Raw genomic sequence first — 18,634 nt, forward strand, 5'->3', positions numbered from 1 at the left:
CCTTCAAGCCAAGACGGAAACCGAGGTCATCAAAAAGGTCCGGAAACTCGAACGAGAGCGCGACGCGGGCACGGTCCGGAGGCCCGGCCAGGAATGGACGGTCGAGAAGTGGGTGATGCACTGGTACGAAACGATCGCCGTGCCGAACGTCCGCTACAAGACCCGCAGCTACTACTGGACTGCGGTCGACAAGTACATCGTCCCGGGGATCGGCACGCACAAGCTGACGCGGCTCGAATCCGAACACATCGAACGGTTCTATGCGCGCCTGCGGAATGAAGGCGCCAAGTCGGCAACCCTGTAACAGGTCCACATCGCTCTGCGCGCGTCCCTCAACGAAGCCGAGCGACGGAACCGGATCACGCGCAATCCGATCCGCGCCGTGCGGTCACCGAAGATCGAAGAGACCGAGATCGAGCCTCTGACCGTGGACGACGCGCGGGCAATCCTCCACGTTGCCCATGACCGGCGAAACGGCGTGCGCTGGGCCATCGCCCTCGCGCTGGGACTGCGGCAGGGCGAGGCGATCGGCCTCAAGTGGACCGACCTCAAGGCCAGTGGCACCACGGGTGTGGGGTGGCGGAGCCGTGCGGGAAGAAGCGTCCGGAAGACTGCCCGTTTGCCCAGGTCACGGGAATGCTCACCGTCCGGCGAGCGTTGCAACGGCAGACGTGGCAGCACGGCTGCGACCCGGACAAGAAGTGTGGTCGTAAGCGGGGCGCTGACTGCCCGGCACGACACAGTGGCGGCCTCGTCGTCGTGGAACCCAAGTCCCGGGCCGGTCGACGCGTGCTGAGCGTGCCGCCGCCGCTGGTGCTCGCGCTGCTCGAACACCGGAAGGTCCAGGACGCAGAGCGGCAGCGAGCGGCCGACGTCTGGCAGGACGACGGGTGGATGTTCGCCCAGCCAACTGGCCGGCCGACCGACCCGCGAGCCGACTACGGCGAGTGGAAGGACGTCCTGAAGGCGGCCGGGGTGCGCGAGGCGCGGCTCCATGACGCCCGGCACACCGCCGCGACGTTCCTGCTCGTGCTCGGCGTCGCGCAGCGGGCGGTTATGGACGTGATGGGCTGGTCCAAGATCGACATGGCCCAGCGGTACCAGCACGTGCCCGACGAGCTACGGCAGAGCATCGCGACGCAGCTCGGCGGACTGCTCTGGACAGGCCCCGACGACGGTGACGGCGACGAACCGACAGCCGCTTCGGTACCGGCCTGAACGACCAACTGAGACGGAAACTGAAACGAGCCCTGACCAGGGTGTTTCCCACCACAGGGAACACCCCGGCCCGCGCGAAGAGCCGACTAGGGGGCTCGAACCCCTGACCTGCTGTTTACAAGACAGCTGCTCTACCAGCTGAGCTAAGTCGGCCTGATCGGGGTCATCCTAGCAACCGCTGCCGGGCCCCCCGGATTCGTGGATGATCGGCGAAGTGGCGCACGCCACGGTTGCCCCTTTGCAACGACCGGCGTGATCCAGGCGATGGGCACCCGGGAGGCCAATCAAGGAGGTGACGGCCGTATGAACAGCACCCAGCGCGTCCGGGGCCCGGTGACCCGCAGGCGCGGCTGGCACATCCTCGAAGCGCCGGAGGACCCGGGCGTCGAGAAGGCGAACCGGCGGCGGCGGGCGACCGAGCCGCGTCGCCGGGCCTGGCACATCCTGGAAGCGCCGACCGGCGAGCAGCCGGCGCCTGACGCGACCACCGAACTCGGTCCCGCCCTGCCGGACGAGGCGACGGTCAACTTCGTCCTCGACCTGGTCCTCCGGGTCGGCGAGGTGCAGATGGCCAGCGGCGCCGGCGCCTCCGACGTGACCGCCACCATCCTGTCCCTCACCGCGGCCTTCGGTCTCCCGCACTGCGAGGTGGACGTCATCTTCACGTCCATCACCGTCACCTGCCACCGGGGCACCGACGCGAACCCGATCACGGCCCTGCGCGTCGTCCGCTCGCGCAGCCTCGACTACACCCGCCTCTCGCAGACGGAGATGCTGGTCCAGCAGATCCTGCGCGGCAACCTCAGCGCGGAAGAGGCCTACACCGAGCTGCACAAGATCACCACCGCGCCGCACCCCTACCCGCGCTGGTTCGCCACGCTGGCCTGGGGCGGCATGGCCTTCTTCATCACCCTGCTGCTCAGCGGCACCCTGGACGTCGCGGTCGGCGCGCTGATCATCTCCGCCCTCATCGACCGGCTCGGGCGCCTCCTCAACCGCGTCGCGCTGCCGTTCTTCTTCCAGCAGGCCGTCGGCGGGCTGGTCGCGACGGGGCTGGCCACCTTCGCCGTCAACACCGGCCTCGTCCCGACCCGGTTCTCCACGCTGGTCGCCGCCGCGGCGATCACCGTGCTCCTCTCCGGTCTGTCCACCGTGTCCGCGGTGCAGGACGCCATCACCGGCTACAACGTCACCGCCGCGGGCCGCACGATGGAAACGATCCTCATGTCCGCGGGCCTGATCACCGGCGTCGCCCTCGCGCTGAACATCGCCAAGGCGCTCGGCTTCACCCCGGCCGAACCCGTGCTGCCCGCGCAGACCGCCGACAGCCTGCTGGTGATCGTGCCGGCGGGCGCGGCCGCGGCCGCCTGCTTCGCCGTCGCCTCCTACTCGACGTTGCGGTCGATGCTCGTGGCCGCCGCCGCGGGCGCGATCGGCGCCGGTGTCTACGGCGCGCTGGTGATCGTCGGCCGGTTCGACGTCATCACCTCCTCCGCCGTCGCGGCCGTCGTGATCGGCTTCTCCGGCGGCGTTCTGGCCCGCCGCCTGAAGGTGACGCCGCTGGTCGTGGCGGTGTCGGGAATCACGCCCCTGCTGCCCGGTCTGTCGACGTACCGTGGCCTATATGAGCTGGCCACGCAGAGCAACGGCAACCTCTCCACGCTGATCAAAGCCGCGGCGATCGGGCTTGCGCTGGCCGCCGGCGTGGTACTCGGGGAGTACCTCGCGCAGCCGGTCCGGACCGGTCTCGGCCGGCTCGAACGGAAGCTCGCCGGCCCCCGGATGGCGGGTCCGCTGCGGACGACCGATCGGCGACTGGAGTAGCCGCTGGTGGGCCACCGCGCGGTGGATCTTGGTTCGCCGTCGCGAGATAGTGTTCGAGCGGACGACAAGGGAGCATGGCCACGTGAGCGAACCAGGGATCGGCACGGCTTCGGCGGACTTCGTCGTGGTCGCCAACCGGCTGCCCGTCGACCTCGAACGGACGGCCGACGGCAACCAGCGCTGGACCGCGAGTCCGGGCGGCTTGGTGTCGGCGCTGGAGCCGTTCCTGCGTTCGCGCAAGGGCGCCTGGGTGGGCTGGCCGGGCGTGCCGGGCGTCGACGTCGACCCGTTCAGCGACGAGGGCATGGTCCTCTACCCCGTCTCCCTGTCCACCGAAGAGGTCCGCGACTACTACGAGGGCTTCTCCAACGCCACGCTGTGGCCGCTCTACCACGACGTGGTCGCGCCGCCGGTGTTCGACCGCGGCTGGTGGGAGAGCTACGTCCAGGTCAACCGCCGCTTCGCCGAGGCCAGCGCGCAGGTCTCGGCCGAGGGCGCCACCGTGTGGGTGCAGGACTACCAGCTGCAGCTGGTGCCGAGCATGCTCCGCGAGCTGCGCCCCGACCTGCGCATCGGCTTCTTCCTGCACATCCCGTTCCCGCCGGTCGAGCTGTTCATGCAGCTGCCGTGGCGCGCGGAGATCGTGCGCGGCCTGATCGGCGCCGACCTGGTCGGGTTCCACCGGCCCGGCGGCGCGCAGAACTTCCTGTGGCTGGCCCGCACGCTGCTCGGGCTGGAGCCCAGCCGCGGCGCGGTCGGCGTGCGGTCCCGGCCGGGCATGATGCAGGTCGGCAACCGCACGGTCCGGGTCGGCGCGTTCCCGATCTCGATCGACGCGGCCGGCCTGGACACCCTCGCCCGCACGAAGGAGGTCGCGGAGCGGGCCGCGCAGATCCGCCGCGACCTGGGCAACCCGAAGACCGTCCTGCTCGGGGTCGACCGCCTGGACTACACCAAGGGCATCGACCTGCGGCTGCAGGCGCTGCACGAGCTGCTCCAGGAGGGCCGGGTCCAGCCCGAGGACGTCACCTTCGTCCAGCTGGCCACCCCGAGCCGGGAACGCGTCGAGCACTACCAGCGGATGCGCACCGAGATCGAGCAGATGGTGGGCCGCATCAACGGCGAGTTCGCCCGCGTCGGTCACCCGGTGGTGCACTACCTGCACCAGTCGGTCGACCGCAAGGAGCTGGCCGCGTTCTACAGTGCGGCCGACGTCATGGTCGTCACCCCACTACGCGATGGGATGAATCTCGTCTGCAAGGAGTACGTCGCGTGCCGTCACGATCTCGGCGGCTCGCTGGTGCTGTCCGAGTTCGCCGGCGCCGCCGCCGAGCTGACCAGCGCTTTTCTCGTCAACCCGCATGATCTCGACGGGGTTAAGAACGCGTTGGAGGCGGCCATTACGCTCGACCCTGCCGAGGGCAGACGCCGGATGCGCGCGTTGCGGCGTCAGGTCCTCACCCACGACGTCGACAGGTGGGCACGGTCGTTCCTCGAGGCACTCGGGTCCGAACCGGCCGCCTGAGTGGCCCACCTGCAGCAACAAGCTTTTGAGCTCCTTAAGGAGGAGTGGTGACCGCCGAGTCCCTGCCCGCTGAGCTGCGCCGTGCGATCGTGCAGATCGCTCGCACGCCGCGATTGCTGGTCGCTTGCGACTACGACGGGACCTTGGCTCCGATCGTGACCAACCCGGACGAGGCGCGCCCGCTGCCCGAGTCGGTGGGCGCGCTGCGCTCGCTGGCCGGGCTGCACGAGACGACCACCGCGGTCATCTCCGGCCGCGCGCTGCGCGACCTCGCCATCCTGTCGCGACTGCCGCACGAGGTGCACCTGGTCGGCAGCCACGGTTCCGAATTCGACATCGGCTTCGTGCACGAGCTCGACGCCCAGGCCCGCGACCTGCACCGCAGGGTCGAGCAGGAGCTGGAGCGCATCGCCGGTGACGTGCCGGGCGTGAGCCTGGAGGTCAAGCCGGCCAGCATCGCCGTGCACGTCCGCCGCGCCGACCGCGAGGCCGCCCGCCGCGTGCTCGACGAGGTCCACAGTGGACCGTGCACCTGGGAGGGCGTGACGACCACCGACGGCAAGGAGGTCGTCGAGCTCGCCGTCGTGCAGACCGACAAGGGCCGCGCGCTGGACACCCTGCGCCACCAGGTCGGCGCCACCGCGGCGATCTTCCTCGGTGACGACGTCACCGACGAGAAGGCGTTCGCGCGGCTGTCCGGCCCCGACGTCGGCGTCAAGGTCGGCGACGGGGAGACCCTGGCCGCCTACCGCGTGCCCGGCACCGAGGACGTCGCCACGGTTCTGGCGTTCATGCTGGAGGAGCGCCGCAACTGGCTCTACGGCGAGCAGGCGCCGCCGATCGAGCGGCTGTCGATGCTGTCCAACGAGCGCGCGGTCGCCCTGGTCACGCCGGACGCCCGGCTGACCTGGATGTGCCACCCCGGCCCGGACGCGCCCGCGGTGTTCGCCGACCTGCTCGGCGGCACCAGCGCGGGCCACTTCTCGATCAAGCCGCACCACAACGGCCTGCCGCTGGGCCAGCGGTACCTGCCGAACACGATGACGGTGGAGACCCGCTGGTCACGGCTGCTGGTGACGGACTACCTGGAGCCGGAGGGCCCGCCGCACCGCACCGACCTGGTGCGCGTGGTCTCCGGGACCGCCGCCGCGTCCGTGGTGTTCGCGCCGCGGCCGGAGTTCGGCGGTGTCCCGGTCCGGCTGGTGCCCGACCCCGAGGGCCTGCGCGTGCTGGGCACGTCGGAGCCGATCGTGCTGCGCTCGCCGGGCGTGGCGTGGGAGATCACCTCCGACGGCCTGCACGACACCGCGACCGCGCTGGTCCAGCCCACCCAGGACGAGCCGGTCGTGCTCGAACTGCGGTGCGGCACCACCGACCTGACCGCGCACGAACTGTCCGAACCGGAGCGGCGGGCGCGGGCGGGCGCCTACTGGAGCGACTGGGCGACCACGCTGAAGCTGCCGAACGTGGAGCCGGAGCTGGTCGCGCGCTCGGCGCTGACGCTGCGCGGGCTGTGCAACGCCGACACCGGCGCGGTGCTCGCGGCGGCCACGACGTCGCTGCCGGAGGAGATCGGCGGCGTGCGGAACTGGGACTACCGCTACTGCTGGATCCGCGACGCGGCGTTCACCGTCCGGGAGCTGGTCGGGCTGGGCTCGCTGGCCGAGGCCGAGGGCTACCTGCGGTGGCTGCACGGCGTGCTGTCGACGCTGGCCGGCCCGGAGCGGCTGCACCCGCTGTACACGATCAACGGCACCCAGCTGGGCGCCGAGGCCGTGATCGACTCGCTGCCCGGCTACGCGGGTTCGCGGCCGGTGCGCGTCGGCAACCTGGCGAACCACCAGGTGCAGCTGGACGTGTTCGGCCCGGTCGTCGAGCTGGTGGCCGAGCTGGCGCAGGTGCGCGGCGAGCTGCGGGACGAGGACTGGCAGCTGGTGCGCGCGATGGCCGAGGCCGTCACGCGGCGCTGGTCGGAGCCCGACCACGGCATCTGGGAGGAGCGGCACGTGCCGCGCCACCGGGTGTACTCGCGTGTCATGTGCTGGGTGACCGTCGACCGCGCCATCAAGCTCGGCGAGGTGTATGGGCGCGAGATCCCGGCCGGGTGGCACGACCTGCGCGAGGAGATCGCCACCGACGTGCTGACCCACGGCTGGAACGACGAGGTCCAGGCGTTCACCACGGCCTACGACGGCACCGACCTGGACGCGGCTTCGCTGTTCGTCGGGCTGGCCGGGCTGATCGACCCGTCGGACGAGCGGTTCCAGCACACGGTGACCGCGATCGAGGCCGAGCTGCGCAGCGGTTCCACGGTGTACCGCTACCGCCGCGACGACGGCCTGCCCGGCGGCGAGGGCGGGTTCCACCTGTGCGCCGCGTGGCTGATCGAGGCGTACCTGCTGACCGGCCGCCGCACCGAGGCGGAGGAGCTGTTCGAGCAGCTGGTCGACGCGGCGGGCCCGACGGGTCTGCTGCCCGAGCAGTACGACCCGGTGGCGGAGCGCTCGCTGGGCAACCACCCGCAGGCGTACTCGCACCTCGGGCTGATCCGCTGCGCCAAGCTGCTGTCCGGCGCCTGATCCGACTGCGCGAACGGCCCCTCCGGCACGTCCGGAGGGGCCGTTCGCATCTCAACGGGCCACCCGGTCGGCCGCCGCGACCTCGCGCACGGCCTCGGCGACGGCCCGGAAGTCCTTCTGCAGAATCTTCGAGTGGTTGCTGGCGACCTTCGCGCTGATCCGCAGGTTCGGGTTGCGGGCGAGCACCGGTTCGAGCGAGGCCCGCGACGCCTCCATCTCCTCCACGCCGCCGCCGAGATTCGACCCGGTGGCCAGGACGTAGCCGAATCGGGCAGGACACGCTCTCCAGCACCGGCGCGAGAGCCGCGGCGATCTCGTTCAACTCGATGTCGACCTCGGCGTGCTGCTCGGCGGACATCCGCGCGGCCATCCCGAACGGGCGTGCCAGGGGCAGCAGGAACCGCATGCGGTGGAACAGCTGCTGGATCCGCTGCTGGCCCTCTTCGCCGGTCAGGCCGTAGGGCAACGCGCCGTCCACCACGACCACACCGGCGACGCGCTCCGGGTTGCGGGCCGCCCAGTGCGCCGTCGGACCAGCCGACGAGGGTCGGCCGCTCCACACCGGTCGCGTCGAGGACGGCGTCGACGTCGCGGACGCACGCCTCGACGGAGTAGTCCGCCGACCGCCGCGACCGGCCGCGGGTGTCGGTGACGGCGAGGGCGCCGGTCTTCGAAGGGGCCCATCCCGGTCCAGGTCGTTGCGCTCATGGGAACACCATCGCGGCGCGCGCCGACGCCGGGCAGGCTCCGTCAGGCGTAGTTGGCCGCGTGCAGGGCCGCCGCCACCGAGTCGACCTCCAGCACCCGTATCCCGTCCGGCAGCTTGCCCGGGTCGGGCGGCACCAGCGCGTGCGTGAACCCCATCCGGGCGGCTTCCGCCAGCCGCCGCCCGGCGCCGGTCACCCGGCGGACCTCCCCGGCGAGCCCGACCTCGCCGACGACCACCAGCCGCGGCGACAACGCGACGTCCCGCACCGACGACCACAGCGCCAGCAACACCGACAGGTCCACCGCCGGCTCGGTGACCTTCATCCCGCCGACCGTCGCCGAGTAGACGTCCCGGTCGCCCAGCTTGATCCCGCCGCGCTTCTCCAGCACGGCGAGGATCATCGCCACCCGCGCGGAGTCCAGGCCGCTCACGGCCCGCCTGGGCTGCGGCGCGCCCGCGCTCGACACGAGCGCCTGCACCTCGCACAGCAGCGGCCGCTTGCCCTCGACCGTGACCGTCACCGCGGTGCCCGGCACCGCGTCCTCCCGCCGGTTCAGGAACAGCCCGGACGGGTCCGGCACCCCGACGATGCCGTCCTCACGCAGCTCGAAGCACCCGATCTCGTCCGCGGGCCCGAACCGGTTCTTCACCCCGCGCACCATCCGCAGCGTGGAGTGCCGGTCGCCCTCGAAGTGCAGCACCACGTCGACCAGGTGCTCCAGCACACGCGGCCCGGCGACCGAGCCGTCCTTCGTGACGTGCCCCACGAGCACGACCGGCAGCCCGCGCTCCTTCGCCAGCGCCACCAGGCCGGCCGTGACCGCCCGGACCTGCGTCACACCGCCCGGCGCGCCCTCCACCTGCGGCGAGGCCATCGTCTGCACCGAGTCGACGATCAGCACACCCGGCTTGACCGCGTCGACGTGCCCGAGGATCGCCGAAAGATCGCTTTCCGCCGCCAGGAACACGCCCTCGTGCACGTTCTTCGTCCGCTCGGCGCGCAGCCGCACCTGCCCCGCGGACTCCTCGCCGGTGACGTACAGCGCGGGCCCGGACCCGCCGCGGGCCCACTGGTAGGCCACCTCGAGCAGGAGGGTGGACTTGCCCACGCCCGGCTCGCCGGCCAGCAGCACGACCGCGCCGGGCACCAGCCCGCCGCCGAGCACGCGGTCCAGCTCGCCGACGCCCGTGGTGCGGGCGCGAGCGGCCTCGATGTCGACCTGGCCGATCGGCCGCGCCGGGGCGCTGGGCGCGCCGGCCGCCACGCGGGCTATCGCCGGGCGCGCGTCACCGCGCTCCTCGATGGTTCCCCACGCCTGGCACTCCGGGCAGCGGCCGACCCACTTGGCGGTCTCGTACCCGCACTCACCGCAGCGGTAGCTGGTGCCCTTCTTGACCATGGTCGGTCACGCTAGCTGGCACCACCGACAGTTCTAGTGACCGCCGGCTTCCGCCTCGCCGGACGGCTGGCAGCTCAGCTCGACCGTGGGCGCCTGGATCGGCAGCTGCACGGTGACCGGGCCGGCGTCGCGGAAGGTGAAGGTGACCGGGATGGTCTGGCCGGGCCACACGACCTGCTTGATGCCCTGCAGGACGACCTCGGCGTGACCGATCCGGGTCGGCTGCCCGGTGGGGCCCGCGGTCGGCGACGCGGACGCCGACGAGGTGGGCGAGGCCGACGAAGTGGGCGAGGTCTGGGTCGAGCTCGGCGCCGCGGAGCTGGACTCCGGCTGCTGCACGGACTCGCCCTCGTTGGCCGGGCCGATCAGGAGCTTGCTGCCCGCGACGATGGCCTTCTGGCCCTCGACGGTGGCGCTCGCCGCGTTCGCGCTGCTCACGGAGACCAGCTCGTCGTCGGCGGTGCCGTCGTTGGCGATCACCAGCGTCAGCGGGGCACTCGACCCGGACGCGTAGGCCTGCTGGCAGTCGTTGCGGTTCACCAGGCCGGCGTCCCGCAGGACGAGCTTGCCCGCCTGGGCCATGGCGCCGTTGACCGCGGGCAGCATGGTGTTGGTCTGGGTGATCTGCCCGGCCCCGCACCCGGCCAGAGCCAGGGCGGCACCCACGGCGACCACGCTCGCGCCGACCACACGACGTTTCTGCAGCCTCACGGTCTCAGTCCCTCCTAAAGCCAGTGGCAGCCCGATCCTATCTGCGCCGCGAAGCGGCTCCGTTGAGGGTGGTGGTGGGCCGGCGGGAGGGGCCTAGCTATGGCCGGAAAGCCCGCCACCGAGGGTGCGCCGCGGGGGCCGGAAACCGTCCACAATGGATCAGACAATCAATGTCGACAGGGTTCCCCACCACCTGCATGAGCATGCACTTTATCGGTTTGTCAACCCCCCGGATGGCCCCTGACCTGCGACGACGATCTCGGCCCGCTAGGTGGGCCCCCTCGCCGCGTGCTAGGATGGAGGCAGCGAAAGGGGCAGAGGACACATGGTTTTCAAGGTCGGAGAGACCGTCGTCTACCCGCACCACGGTGCCGCACTCATCGAAGCGATCGAGACCCGCGTGATCAAGGGCGAGGAGAAGCAGTACCTCGTCCTCAAAGTCGCGCAAGGGGACCTCACGGTTCGCGTGCCCGCTGACAACGCCGAGATCGTCGGCGTGCGGGACGTCGTGGGCCAGGATGGCCTGAACCGGGTTTTCGACGTGCTGCGAGCGCCGCACACCGAGGAGCCCACGAACTGGTCTCGTCGGTACAAGGCCAACCTCGAGAAGCTCGCCTCGGGCGATGTGAACAAGGTGGCCGAAGTGGTGCGCGACCTCTGGCGGCGCGAGAAGGACCGCGGCCTGTCCGCCGGCGAGAAGCGCATGCTGGCCAAGGCGCGGCAGATACTGGTCAGTGAGCTCGCCCTGGCGGAGGGCACCGACGAGGGCAAGGCGGAGACGCTGCTCGACGAGGTCCTGGAGACAGCGGCCGTCTAGAGCACAGGCTGACCTCGCGAGATGAGCCGGGCAGACGTGCTCATCTACTGCGTGTGCCTCATGAGACACAGCTCGTCCCGCGAAGTGAGACCCCGGCGATGAAGGTCGCGGCAGTCCTCATCGCCGACCCCGAGGGGCCGGACCCGTGCGCGCTCGTGCGCGGTGCGCCGCTGTTGCGGCACGCCGTGGACGGCCTGCTGGAGTCCGGATGCGCGGACCGCCTGGCGGTGGCGGTTCCCAAACCCGTGCTCGGGGATTGTGAATTGATCATACGGGCAGTACCCGGCGCCGGTTCCCGGTGCCGGGTACTGGCCTGTGGTCCTGAGCGCGCCGAATCCGTTCGGGCGGCCGTCGAGGCCACCGGGGAATCCGATGTCGTGCTCGTGCACGACGTCGCGCGTCCGTTCGTGCCTCCCGCCACCGTCCGCGCGGTGGCCGAGGCGGTGTTCGCCGGGGCAGAGGCGATCATCCCGGTCCTACCCGTGACCGACACCGTCAAACTCGTTTCCGGCGACGTGATCGCCGCCACCTCGGACCGCGACCACCTGCGTGTCGTGCAGACCCCCGTCGGCTACCGCCCCGAAGTGCTCCGCGAACTCTGCGCACGCGGCGCGGACCCGCTGTCGGACCTGCCCGGTAGCGTGCGCACCGTGGCCGGGCACCCCACCGCGCTCCGGCTCACCACGGCCTTCGACGTGGCCGTCGCGGAAGCACTACTCGAGGAGCAGGGTTGAGGGTCGGGACCGGGGTCGACGTCCATCCGATCGAGGCTGGCCGCGAGTGCTGGATCGCCGGGCTGCTGTGGGAGGGCGCCGACGGCTGCGCCGGCCACTCCGACGGCGACGTGGCCGCCCACGCGCTGTGCGACGCGATGCTGTCCGCCGCCGGGCTCGGCGACCTGGGCGCGGTGTTCGGCACCAGCGACCCCCGCTGGGCAGGCGCGCACGGCGCCGAGTTCGTGGCCGAGGCGCGCCGGCTCGTCGAGGCCCAAGGCTGGCGGCTCGGCAACGCGTCGGTGCAGGTCATCGGCAACGCGCCACGCATCGGCAAGCGGCGTGAAGAGGCCCAGGACGTCCTGAGCAAGGCCGCGGGCGGCGCGGTCAGCGTCAGCGGCACCACCACCGACGGGCTCGGCCTGACCGGCCGCGGCGAGGGCATCGCCGCGGTCGCCACCGCGCTGCTGCTGCCGGCGGAATAAGTCACACGAATCCCGAGGTCATCCCCGGTAGCCTGTGTTCTGTGACGATTCAGGCGGTGATGTTCGACTTCTCCGGCACCCTCTTCCGGCTCGAGCAGAACTCCAGCTGGCTGTCCGACCTCACGACCCCCGACGGCGCCCCGCTCGACGTCGAGGCGCAGACCGAGCTGATGCGCCGCATGACCGCCCCGACCGGGCAGGTCGTCGAGCTCTCCGAGGAGTACCAGCACGCGTGGGAGAACCGGGACCTCGACCCGGCGCTGCACCGCAAGATCTACCTCGAGGTGCTGCGCAAGTCCGGCGTCGCGCACGCCCACCAGGCCCAGGCGCTCTACAACCGCCTGATCGACCCCGCGGAGTGGACGCCGTACCCGGACACCGAGGCCGCGCTGAAGGACACCGCCGCCAAGGGCGTCAAGGTCGGCGTGCTGAGCAACATCGCCTTCGACATCCGGCCCGCGTTCGCGATGCGCGGCTACACCGACTTCGTCGACGAGTTCCTGCTCTCCTTCGAGGAGGGCTACATCAAGCCGCAGCCCGAGGTGTTCCGGCTGCTGATCGACAAGCTCGGGGTCGCGCCGGAGAACACGCTCATGGTCGGCGACAGCGAGGAGGCCGACGGCGGGGCGAAGGCGCTCGGCTGCGCGTTCGCCCTCGTCGACCCGCTGCCGACCGCCGAACGCCCGGACGGCCTGCTCACGGCCCTGCGCACGCACGGGGTGCTCTGAGCGGCGTCAAGGTGACCCGTACCATTTCAGGGTGGCCCTTCATCTGTACGACACCGCGAGCAGGAGCGTGCGGGAGTTCCACCCCGCCCGTAGCGGAACGGCGTCCATGTACGTGTGTGGGGCCACCGTGCAGGGCATTCCGCACATCGGGCACGTCCGCGGCGCCCTGAACTACGACGTCCTGCGCCGCTGGCTGATCCACAGTGGACTGGACGTGTTGTTCGTGCGGAACGTCACGGACATCGACGACAAGATCCTCACCAAGGCCGCCGACGCCGGACGGCCGTGGTGGGAGTGGGCGGCGACGCACGAACGGGCGTTCGAGGAGGCCTACACGGTCCTCGGCTGCCTGCCGCCGTCCATCGCGCCGCGCGCGACCGGGCACGTCACGCAGATGGTGGAGCTGATGCAGCGCCTCATCGACGCCGGGCACGCCTACGCGGCAGGCGGCGACGTGTACTTCGCCGTGTCCACGTTCCCCGAGTACGGCGCGCTGTCCCGGCAGAAGCTGGACGAGGTGCAGCAGGGCGAGACCCTGGCCGAGGGCAAGCGCGACCCGCGGGACTTCACCCTGTGGAAGAGCGCCAAGCCGGGCGAGCCGTCGTGGCCGACCCCGTGGGGCGACGGGCGGCCGGGCTGGCACCTGGAGTGCTCCGCGATGGCGACCACCTACCTGGGCGCCGAGTTCGACATCCACGGCGGCGGCGTCGACCTGGTGTTCCCGCACCACGAGAACGAGCGCGCCCAGTCACAGGCGGCGGGTGACCCGTTCGCGCGGTTCTGGCTGCACAACGCGTGGGTGACGCTGTCCGGCGAGAAGATGTCGAAGTCGCTGGGCAACGTCGTGTCGATCGAGGCGATGCTGCGGAACTACCGGGCCGCCGAGCTGCGGTACTACCTGGTGCAGCCGCACTACCGGTCGACCATCGAGTACTCCGACGGCGCGTTGTCCGAGGCGGCCCAGGGCTACCGGCGGATCGAGGGCTTCCTGCGGCGGGCGGCGCAGCGGACGGGCACGGTCGAGCCGGGTGAGCTGGCGCCCGAGTTCGTCGCCGCGATGGACGACGACCTGTCCACGCCGGCGGCGGTCGCGGCCGTGCACAACCTGGTCCGCGAGGGTAACGCGGCACTGGACTCCGGCGATGACGCCAAGGCGCGCGCGGCGGCGGGCTCGGTGCGCGCGATGATGGGTGTGCTCGGGCTGGACCCGCTGGCACCGGAATGGGCGGAGAGCTCGGCGGCGGAGACGCCGGCGAGGGCCGCACTGGCCGAGTTGGTCGAGGCGATGCTCGTGGAGCGCCAGGAGGCGCGCGCCACGCGTGACTTCGCCAGGGCCGACGCCGTGCGCGACCGCCTGCTCAAGGCGGGGATCGCGGTCGAAGATACTCCCGATGGTCCGGTGTGGACCGTGAAAGAAGCTTAAATGGCAGGCAATTCCAAGCGCCGGGGTGCGGTTCGCAAAGAGGGCACCAAGAAGGGCGCCGTCGTCGGCTCCGGCGGTCAGCGCCGCCGCGGGCTGGAGGGCAAGGGCCCGACGCCGCGCGCGGAGATGCGCCCCGGGCACCCGAAGCAGAAGCGTGCCGCGGCGGCTGCCGCGCGCGCCGAGAAGTCCCGCGACCGCCGCGAAGGGCCGGAGATCATCGCGGGCCGCAACCCGGTGGTCGAGGCCCTGCGCGCGGGCGTGCCGGGCACCACGCTGTTCGTGGCCCTGAACATCGACGCCGACGACCGGGTCACCGAAGCGGTGCGGCTGGCGGCGGACAAGGGCATCTCGATCCTGGAGATCCCGCGCGAGGAGCTGGACCGCAAGACCAACCGCGCGGTGCACCAGGGGCTCGGGCTGCAGGTCCCGCCGTTCGAGTACAGCCACCCGGACGACCTGCTGGCGATCGCGAAGAACTCGGGTGAGCCGCCGCTGCTGGTGGCGCTCGACGGCGTGACCGACCCGCGGAACCTGGGTGCGGTGGTGCGTTCGGCGGCGGCGTTCGGGGCGCACGGGGTGCTGCTGCCGCAGCGTCGCAGCGCGGGCGTCACGGCCGTGGCGTGGCGGACGAGCGCCGGCACCGCGGCGAAGATGCCGATCGCGATCGCGACCAACCTGACCCGGCAGCTGAAGCTGTGGGCGGAGGAGGGCCTGATGATCGCGGGCCTGGACGCGGACGGCTCGGTCGGGATCGACGACCTGTCGCTGGCGACGGATCCGCTGGTGGTCGTGGTGGGCTCCGAGGGGCGTGGCCTGTCCCGCCTGGTGCGCGAGACCTGCGACGAGACGGTGTCGATCCCGATGGCCGCCGGGGTGGAGTCGCTGAACGCGTCCGTCGCGGCGGCGGTGCTGCTGGCGGAGGTCGCGCGGCGGCGTCGGGTGGCGGGTCGCATCTGATCGTGGCTGTTCGAGCGGCGCCGGTCTCCGGCGCCGCTTCTTCTTGTGGCGGGCAGCGGGGAACTTCACACACCCGCTGCTGAAGCGGTGAGTTTCACTCCTTCGGGCCAACCGGGTCGGCTAAGGTCAGTGCGCTGATCCGCTTGCACAGGGGGACCCCAGGTCGATGTCGTTCGCTTCACCGCTGTTCCTCTGGTACTTCCTCCCGGCGACGTTGCTCGCCGTGCTGGTGCTGCCGAGGAGCTGGCGGAACGGCATCATCGCGGTCGCCAGCCTGATCTTCTACGCCAGTGGCGCGGGCGCGTTCACCCTGCTGCTCCTGGCGTGCATGGTGGTCAACTTCGCGGCAGGCACCGCGCTGGAACCGAACCCGTGGGAGCCGCGGTCGAGCCGGAAGCGGTCGCTGCTGATCGCGGTCATCTGCTTCGACGTCGGCATCCTGGTGGTCTGGAAGTACGCCGGGTTCGCCACACAGCAGATCGACTACTTCACCCAGCTCTTCGGCGGCTCGTTCCCGGTGGCGCACCTGGCGTTGCCGATCGGCATTTCGTTCTTCACGTTCCACCACATCTCGTACGTGGTCGACATCTACCGGGGTGAGCGGCGGGCGCTGCGGAACCCGGTGTCGTTCGTGACCTACATCGCGATGTTCCCGCAGCTGGTGGCGGGGCCGATCGTGCGGTACCGGGAGATCGCGGACCAGTTGCCGCAGCACCGGTCGCACCGGTTGGACGACATCGCCGCGGGCTTCCCGCGGTTCGCGCTGGGCCTGTGCAAGAAGGCGATCATCGCGGACTCGCTGAGCCCGATGGTGGAGGCGTGCTTCGCGACGCCCGGCGACGAGATGACGTTCGCGATCGCGTGGCTCGGCGCGGTCGGGTACACGCTGCAGCTGTACTTCGACTTCTCTGGCTACTCGGACATGGCGATCGGGCTGGGCCGGATGCTCGGGTTCCGGCTGCCGGAGAACTTCGCGCGGCCGTACTCGTCGGTGACGGTGACCGAGTTCTGGCGGCGCTGGCACATGTCGCTGAGCCGCTGGTTCCGCGACTACGTGTACATCCCGCTCGGCGGCAACCGGGCGGGCGCGGCGAAGACGTACCGGAACCTGTGCATCGTGTTCGTGCTGACGGGTTTCTGGCACGGCGCGAACTGGACGTTCCTGGTGTGGGGTTGTTACCACGGGCTGCTGCTGATCATCGAGCGGCGGTTCGGCTGGGACCGCACCCCGGCCGCGGTGGGCTCGAGGGTGGGCCGCCGAGTGCTGACGCTGGTGCTCGTGGTGTTCGGCTGGGTGTTCTTCAAGTCGGCCGACATCGGGCACGCGTTCACCATGATCGGGCACATGCTGGTCCCCGACTTCGACGGCCTGACGGACGTCGTCGAGGCGGCGCTGACCAACCAGCGGGTGGTCATCCTGATCGCCGCGCTGGCGATCTTCGCGGTGCCTGCCAACCCGGTCACCGGGCCGCTGCTGGAGTCCGCCCGAACCCGCGGCGCCGTCGGCTTGCGGATCGGCGTGATGACGGCAGGCGCGTTGTACGCCGCGATCCTGGTCGCGAACGGGACTTTCAGCCCGTTCCTGTACTACCAGTTCTGATCGCCGTTCGGCGGCGACCTGGCTCCGGTAGCTCGAAACCGCCTCTGACCTGCTGGTTCAGGTCTCGACAGTTCTCACGGATTCTCGCGCGTGCCCGACGCTTGACGGCCTGGAGACGGCCTGAGAGCGCCGGGCCGTCGTCCTGCCCCTTGCTCGTGCCGCGGTCTCCCGTGGGCTTGCGCGCCGCTGTCGGCCGAGCTGCCGGGGACGGCACCCAGGCCGTGCCCGCGCGGCTCGCCGGGCGAAGCGGAGCGGCAGCCCGGCTTATGCCGCGCTCGGGACTCGCGTGGCTGCCAGCGCACCGGGCCGAGCGCGCCGCCGACGGCGGCGCGCCTTGACGCCGGGGAGACCATCACGGCGCTCGCGGAGTACCTGGGCCACTCCGACCCGGGCTTCACCTTGCGGACGTGCACGCTTACCTCATGCCTTCGAGCAAGGATCGGACCCGCCGGGCTATCGATCAGGTCTTCGGCGCACGACCTGTGTCCCCCGAACGGCCTAGTGACGGCCTGGCGGCTTAATCAGTGGCCGTTTCGGCTGGTCAACACTACTTTCATACCGAGTACTACCAGCTCTGAGTGGCGGCGTGCTCCAGGGCGTTCCGGTACTCGTCCGCGCTGAACCGGAAAGGGCCGACGCCCGGGTAGCTTTCGAGCTCCTGGTCTTGTGAGTCCTGCCAGCGGAAGTCGCGCCAGATGATGCAGTCGTCCTGCTGGATGATCATCGCGGTGATGGCTCCGCAGCCGAGATCGCCGCACTCTGGGCAGCAGTAGAGCACCTGTCGCCCGTCCGGAAGGCTGGACGGGCCGCGGAGCAGCAGACGGTCCACCTCTCCGCTCAGGGCACGCGGCGGAAGATCAGTGGCGAGCGCCGAAACCACGTCCTCCCCGTCGAAGAGCGACAGCAGGGGCCGGTCATCGATCACGAAGTCCAGGAACTCCCGTCGCCTGCGCCTTGCACCAGCCCCCAGCACGGCGCCACCGCGGACGGCGGGTTTCAGTCCGAAGTTCTGGAACATCGGCCGGCTCCTTGTCTGGCTCTGACGCTGCCCGCGACTTAACCGGTGGCTGTTTCGCCTGCTCGACGCTACGTTTCCCAGTATCACCGGGGTGAGGGGGATGCCGTGCCGGAGCGGATCATGTTCGTTCAGCTGAAGACCGGTTTCGACACCGATCGTGGTCCGTCGTGGATCGGGTGGGTGCGGTTTTCCCGGACGTGGCAGACGGCCTACTTCCACGGCCGGACGCTGCGCCGCTGGACCGGGCTGCCGAGCGCGAACTTCGTCGACGTCGAGACGGACGAGTTGTTCTGGCTCTCCGGCCCGAAACGCGACCGGACGGACACCCGCTACGGCCCCGAGCTTCCGGAGGTCGAAGAGGACGCCCGCGAAGCCTACGAGGCCTTCCTCCGCGGTGAGCCGCTGCCGGGGCGGGAGGACGGTTAGCGTTGTCCGCGGGCGGTGCGGAACGTGCGGAAGCCTCGGCGGTGGTAGTTCGGCAGGGCGTGCGGGTGGTCGAGGTCCGAGGTGTGCAGCCACACGCGGCGGACGTCCGGTGTGAGTTGCCACGCCTGCTCGACCGCCAGGGTCAGCGCGTAGCCGCCAATGCCCTTGCCCACGTACTCCGGGACCAGGCCGAAAGTAGTGATCTCCACTTCGCCGTCGCCGTGGGACTGGTAGTCCGCCAGGCCCGCGACCTCGCCCAGGTGGCGGATCAGCACGCAGTGGCGCCCCTCGCGGGACAGGTACCACTCCCAGTCGTCGTCGGACCAGCGGGAGCTCGGCCAGTTGTACGGCTTGCCGATCCGCACCGTCGTCGGGCGCACCAGCGGGGAGTCGGCGGGGACGGGCTCCACCGCGACCCCCGGCACGGGCGGCGCCGGGCGCAGGTCGGCCGGGCTGGTCATCTCGAGATGGGTGACGATCTCCTCCACCCCGCCCAGCATG

General features: G+C 71.0%; 18 protein-coding genes and 1 tRNA gene. 13 read left to right on the forward strand and 6 right to left on the reverse strand.

The features are described from left to right. Positions 1-28 precede the first annotated feature (28 nt). On the forward strand, positions 29-304 hold the full coding sequence (locus ABZ193_RS30760; RefSeq protein ID WP_255346837.1) for a hypothetical protein: 276 nt from the start codon (positions 29-31) through the stop codon (positions 302-304). Between the two features lie 455 nt (positions 305-759). Next, complete coding sequence (locus ABZ193_RS30765; protein ID WP_354712439.1) at positions 760-1,218, forward strand: tyrosine-type recombinase/integrase; 459 nt, start codon at positions 760-762, stop codon at positions 1,216-1,218. Between the two features lie 80 nt (positions 1,219-1,298). Here ABZ193_RS30765 and ABZ193_RS30770 read toward each other — a convergent pair. Next, positions 1,299-1,371: transfer RNA gene (locus ABZ193_RS30770), tRNA-Thr, on the reverse strand. 150 nt (positions 1,372-1,521) lie between these two features. Between ABZ193_RS30770 and ABZ193_RS30775 the strand changes: the two genes are divergently transcribed. The 3 genes from ABZ193_RS30775 to otsB all read left to right on the forward strand — a co-directional run bounded on the left by ABZ193_RS30775 (position 1,522) and on the right by otsB (position 7,146). After that, entirely contained in the window at positions 1,522-3,042 is a 1,521-nt protein-coding gene (locus ABZ193_RS30775) for a threonine/serine exporter family protein (RefSeq protein ID WP_020417034.1), read from the forward strand. 82 nt (positions 3,043-3,124) lie between these two features. Next, a complete protein-coding gene (locus tag ABZ193_RS30780) occupies positions 3,125-4,567 on the forward strand; it encodes a trehalose-6-phosphate synthase (protein WP_017985373.1) in 1,443 nt (480 codons plus the stop codon). A 47-nt stretch (positions 4,568-4,614) separates the two neighbouring features. Next, a complete protein-coding gene (gene otsB / locus ABZ193_RS30785) occupies positions 4,615-7,146 on the forward strand; it encodes a trehalose-phosphatase (protein WP_237336414.1) in 2,532 nt (843 codons plus the stop codon). 51 nt (positions 7,147-7,197) lie between these two features. On the opposite strand, the gene ABZ193_RS30790 is transcribed toward otsB, so the two are convergent. The 3 genes from ABZ193_RS30790 to ABZ193_RS30800 all read right to left on the reverse strand — a co-directional run bounded on the left by ABZ193_RS30790 (position 7,198) and on the right by ABZ193_RS30800 (position 9,966). Further along, positions 7,198-7,371, reverse strand: a complete 174-nt coding sequence (locus tag ABZ193_RS30790; RefSeq protein WP_354712440.1) for a hypothetical protein — start codon at positions 7,369-7,371, stop codon at positions 7,198-7,200. A 525-nt stretch (positions 7,372-7,896) separates the two neighbouring features. Continuing rightward, on the reverse strand, positions 7,897-9,255 hold the full coding sequence (gene radA, locus ABZ193_RS30795; RefSeq protein WP_237336412.1) for a DNA repair protein RadA: 1,359 nt from the start codon (positions 9,253-9,255) through the stop codon (positions 7,897-7,899). 33 nt (positions 9,256-9,288) lie between these two features. After that, entirely contained in the window at positions 9,289-9,966 is a 678-nt protein-coding gene (locus tag ABZ193_RS30800) for a hypothetical protein (protein WP_354712441.1), read from the reverse strand. Positions 9,967-10,291: 325 nt separating this feature from the next. Between ABZ193_RS30800 and ABZ193_RS30805 the strand changes: the two genes are divergently transcribed. The 7 genes from ABZ193_RS30805 to ABZ193_RS30835 all read left to right on the forward strand — a co-directional run bounded on the left by ABZ193_RS30805 (position 10,292) and on the right by ABZ193_RS30835 (position 16,689). Then, positions 10,292-10,783 carry a CarD family transcriptional regulator gene (locus ABZ193_RS30805; protein WP_020417039.1) on the forward strand — a complete coding sequence of 164 codons (492 nt, stop codon included), beginning with the start codon at positions 10,292-10,294 and terminating at the stop codon, positions 10,781-10,783. A 98-nt stretch (positions 10,784-10,881) separates the two neighbouring features. After that, the gene (locus ABZ193_RS30810; RefSeq protein WP_020417040.1) at positions 10,882-11,517 is read left to right on the forward strand and encodes a 2-C-methyl-D-erythritol 4-phosphate cytidylyltransferase; all 636 of its coding nucleotides are present in this window, start codon (positions 10,882-10,884) and stop codon (positions 11,515-11,517) included. After that, positions 11,514-11,981 (forward strand): 2-C-methyl-D-erythritol 2,4-cyclodiphosphate synthase, encoded by a 468-nt coding sequence (gene ispF / locus ABZ193_RS30815; RefSeq protein WP_020417041.1) that lies wholly within the window; start codon positions 11,514-11,516, stop codon positions 11,979-11,981. The genes ABZ193_RS30810 and ispF overlap by 4 nt, the downstream gene beginning before the upstream one ends. Before the next feature lie 41 nt (positions 11,982-12,022). Next, the gene (locus ABZ193_RS30820) at positions 12,023-12,709 is read left to right on the forward strand and encodes an HAD family hydrolase (RefSeq protein WP_354712442.1); all 687 of its coding nucleotides are present in this window, start codon (positions 12,023-12,025) and stop codon (positions 12,707-12,709) included. A gap of 31 nt (positions 12,710-12,740) precedes the next feature. Continuing rightward, entirely contained in the window at positions 12,741-14,132 is a 1,392-nt protein-coding gene (cysS, locus tag ABZ193_RS30825; RefSeq protein WP_027935722.1) for a cysteine--tRNA ligase, read from the forward strand. Beyond that, positions 14,133-15,089: a 23S rRNA (guanosine(2251)-2'-O)-methyltransferase RlmB gene (gene rlmB / locus ABZ193_RS30830; RefSeq protein ID WP_020417044.1), complete on the forward strand. Its 957-nt coding sequence runs from the start codon at positions 14,133-14,135 to the stop codon at positions 15,087-15,089. A 166-nt stretch (positions 15,090-15,255) separates the two neighbouring features. Next, on the forward strand, positions 15,256-16,689 hold the full coding sequence (locus ABZ193_RS30835; RefSeq protein WP_237336409.1) for an MBOAT family protein: 1,434 nt from the start codon (positions 15,256-15,258) through the stop codon (positions 16,687-16,689). Positions 16,690-17,254: 565 nt separating this feature from the next. On the opposite strand, the gene ABZ193_RS30840 is transcribed toward ABZ193_RS30835, so the two are convergent. Then, positions 17,255-17,707 carry a hypothetical protein gene (locus tag ABZ193_RS30840; RefSeq protein ID WP_237336408.1) on the reverse strand — a complete coding sequence of 151 codons (453 nt, stop codon included), beginning with the start codon at positions 17,705-17,707 and terminating at the stop codon, positions 17,255-17,257. A gap of 120 nt (positions 17,708-17,827) precedes the next feature. On the opposite strand from ABZ193_RS30840, the gene ABZ193_RS30845 reads away from it, so the two are divergent. Continuing rightward, on the forward strand, positions 17,828-18,133 hold the full coding sequence (locus ABZ193_RS30845; RefSeq protein WP_051123489.1) for a hypothetical protein: 306 nt from the start codon (positions 17,828-17,830) through the stop codon (positions 18,131-18,133). Here the strand turns inward: ABZ193_RS30845 and ABZ193_RS30850 are convergent. Further along, entirely contained in the window at positions 18,130-18,633 is a 504-nt protein-coding gene (locus tag ABZ193_RS30850; RefSeq protein WP_237336407.1) for a GNAT family N-acetyltransferase, read from the reverse strand. The genes ABZ193_RS30845 and ABZ193_RS30850 overlap by 4 nt on opposite strands. Position 18,634: the final 1 nt, after the last annotated feature.

This window comes from Amycolatopsis sp. NPDC006125, assembly GCF_040614195.1.
GTDB classification, from domain to species: Bacteria; Actinomycetota; Actinomycetes; order Mycobacteriales; family Pseudonocardiaceae; genus Amycolatopsis_E; species Amycolatopsis_E tucumanensis.

Bases quoted from the DNA above. Each gene is read 5' to 3' on its own strand.
- ABZ193_RS30845 (WP_051123489.1), top strand. From the start codon at position 17,828: ATGTTCGTTCAGCTGAAGACCGGTTTCGACACCGATCGTGGTCCGTCG.
- ABZ193_RS30850 (WP_237336407.1), bottom strand. From the start codon at position 18,633: ATGCTGGGCGGGGTGGAGGAGATCGTCACCCATCTCGAGATGACCAGC.
- ABZ193_RS30840 (WP_237336408.1), bottom strand. From the start codon at position 17,707: ATGTTCCAGAACTTCGGACTGAAACCCGCCGTCCGCGGTGGCGCCGTG.
- ABZ193_RS30775 (WP_020417034.1), top strand. From the start codon at position 1,522: ATGAACAGCACCCAGCGCGTCCGGGGCCCGGTGACCCGCAGGCGCGGC.
- rlmB (WP_020417044.1), top strand. From the start codon at position 14,133: ATGGCAGGCAATTCCAAGCGCCGGGGTGCGGTTCGCAAAGAGGGCACC.
- radA (WP_237336412.1), bottom strand. From the start codon at position 9,255: ATGGTCAAGAAGGGCACCAGCTACCGCTGCGGTGAGTGCGGGTACGAG.
- ABZ193_RS30835 (WP_237336409.1), top strand. From the start codon at position 15,256: ATGTCGTTCGCTTCACCGCTGTTCCTCTGGTACTTCCTCCCGGCGACG.
- ABZ193_RS30810 (WP_020417040.1), top strand. From the start codon at position 10,882: ATGAAGGTCGCGGCAGTCCTCATCGCCGACCCCGAGGGGCCGGACCCG.
- ABZ193_RS30805 (WP_020417039.1), top strand. From the start codon at position 10,292: ATGGTTTTCAAGGTCGGAGAGACCGTCGTCTACCCGCACCACGGTGCC.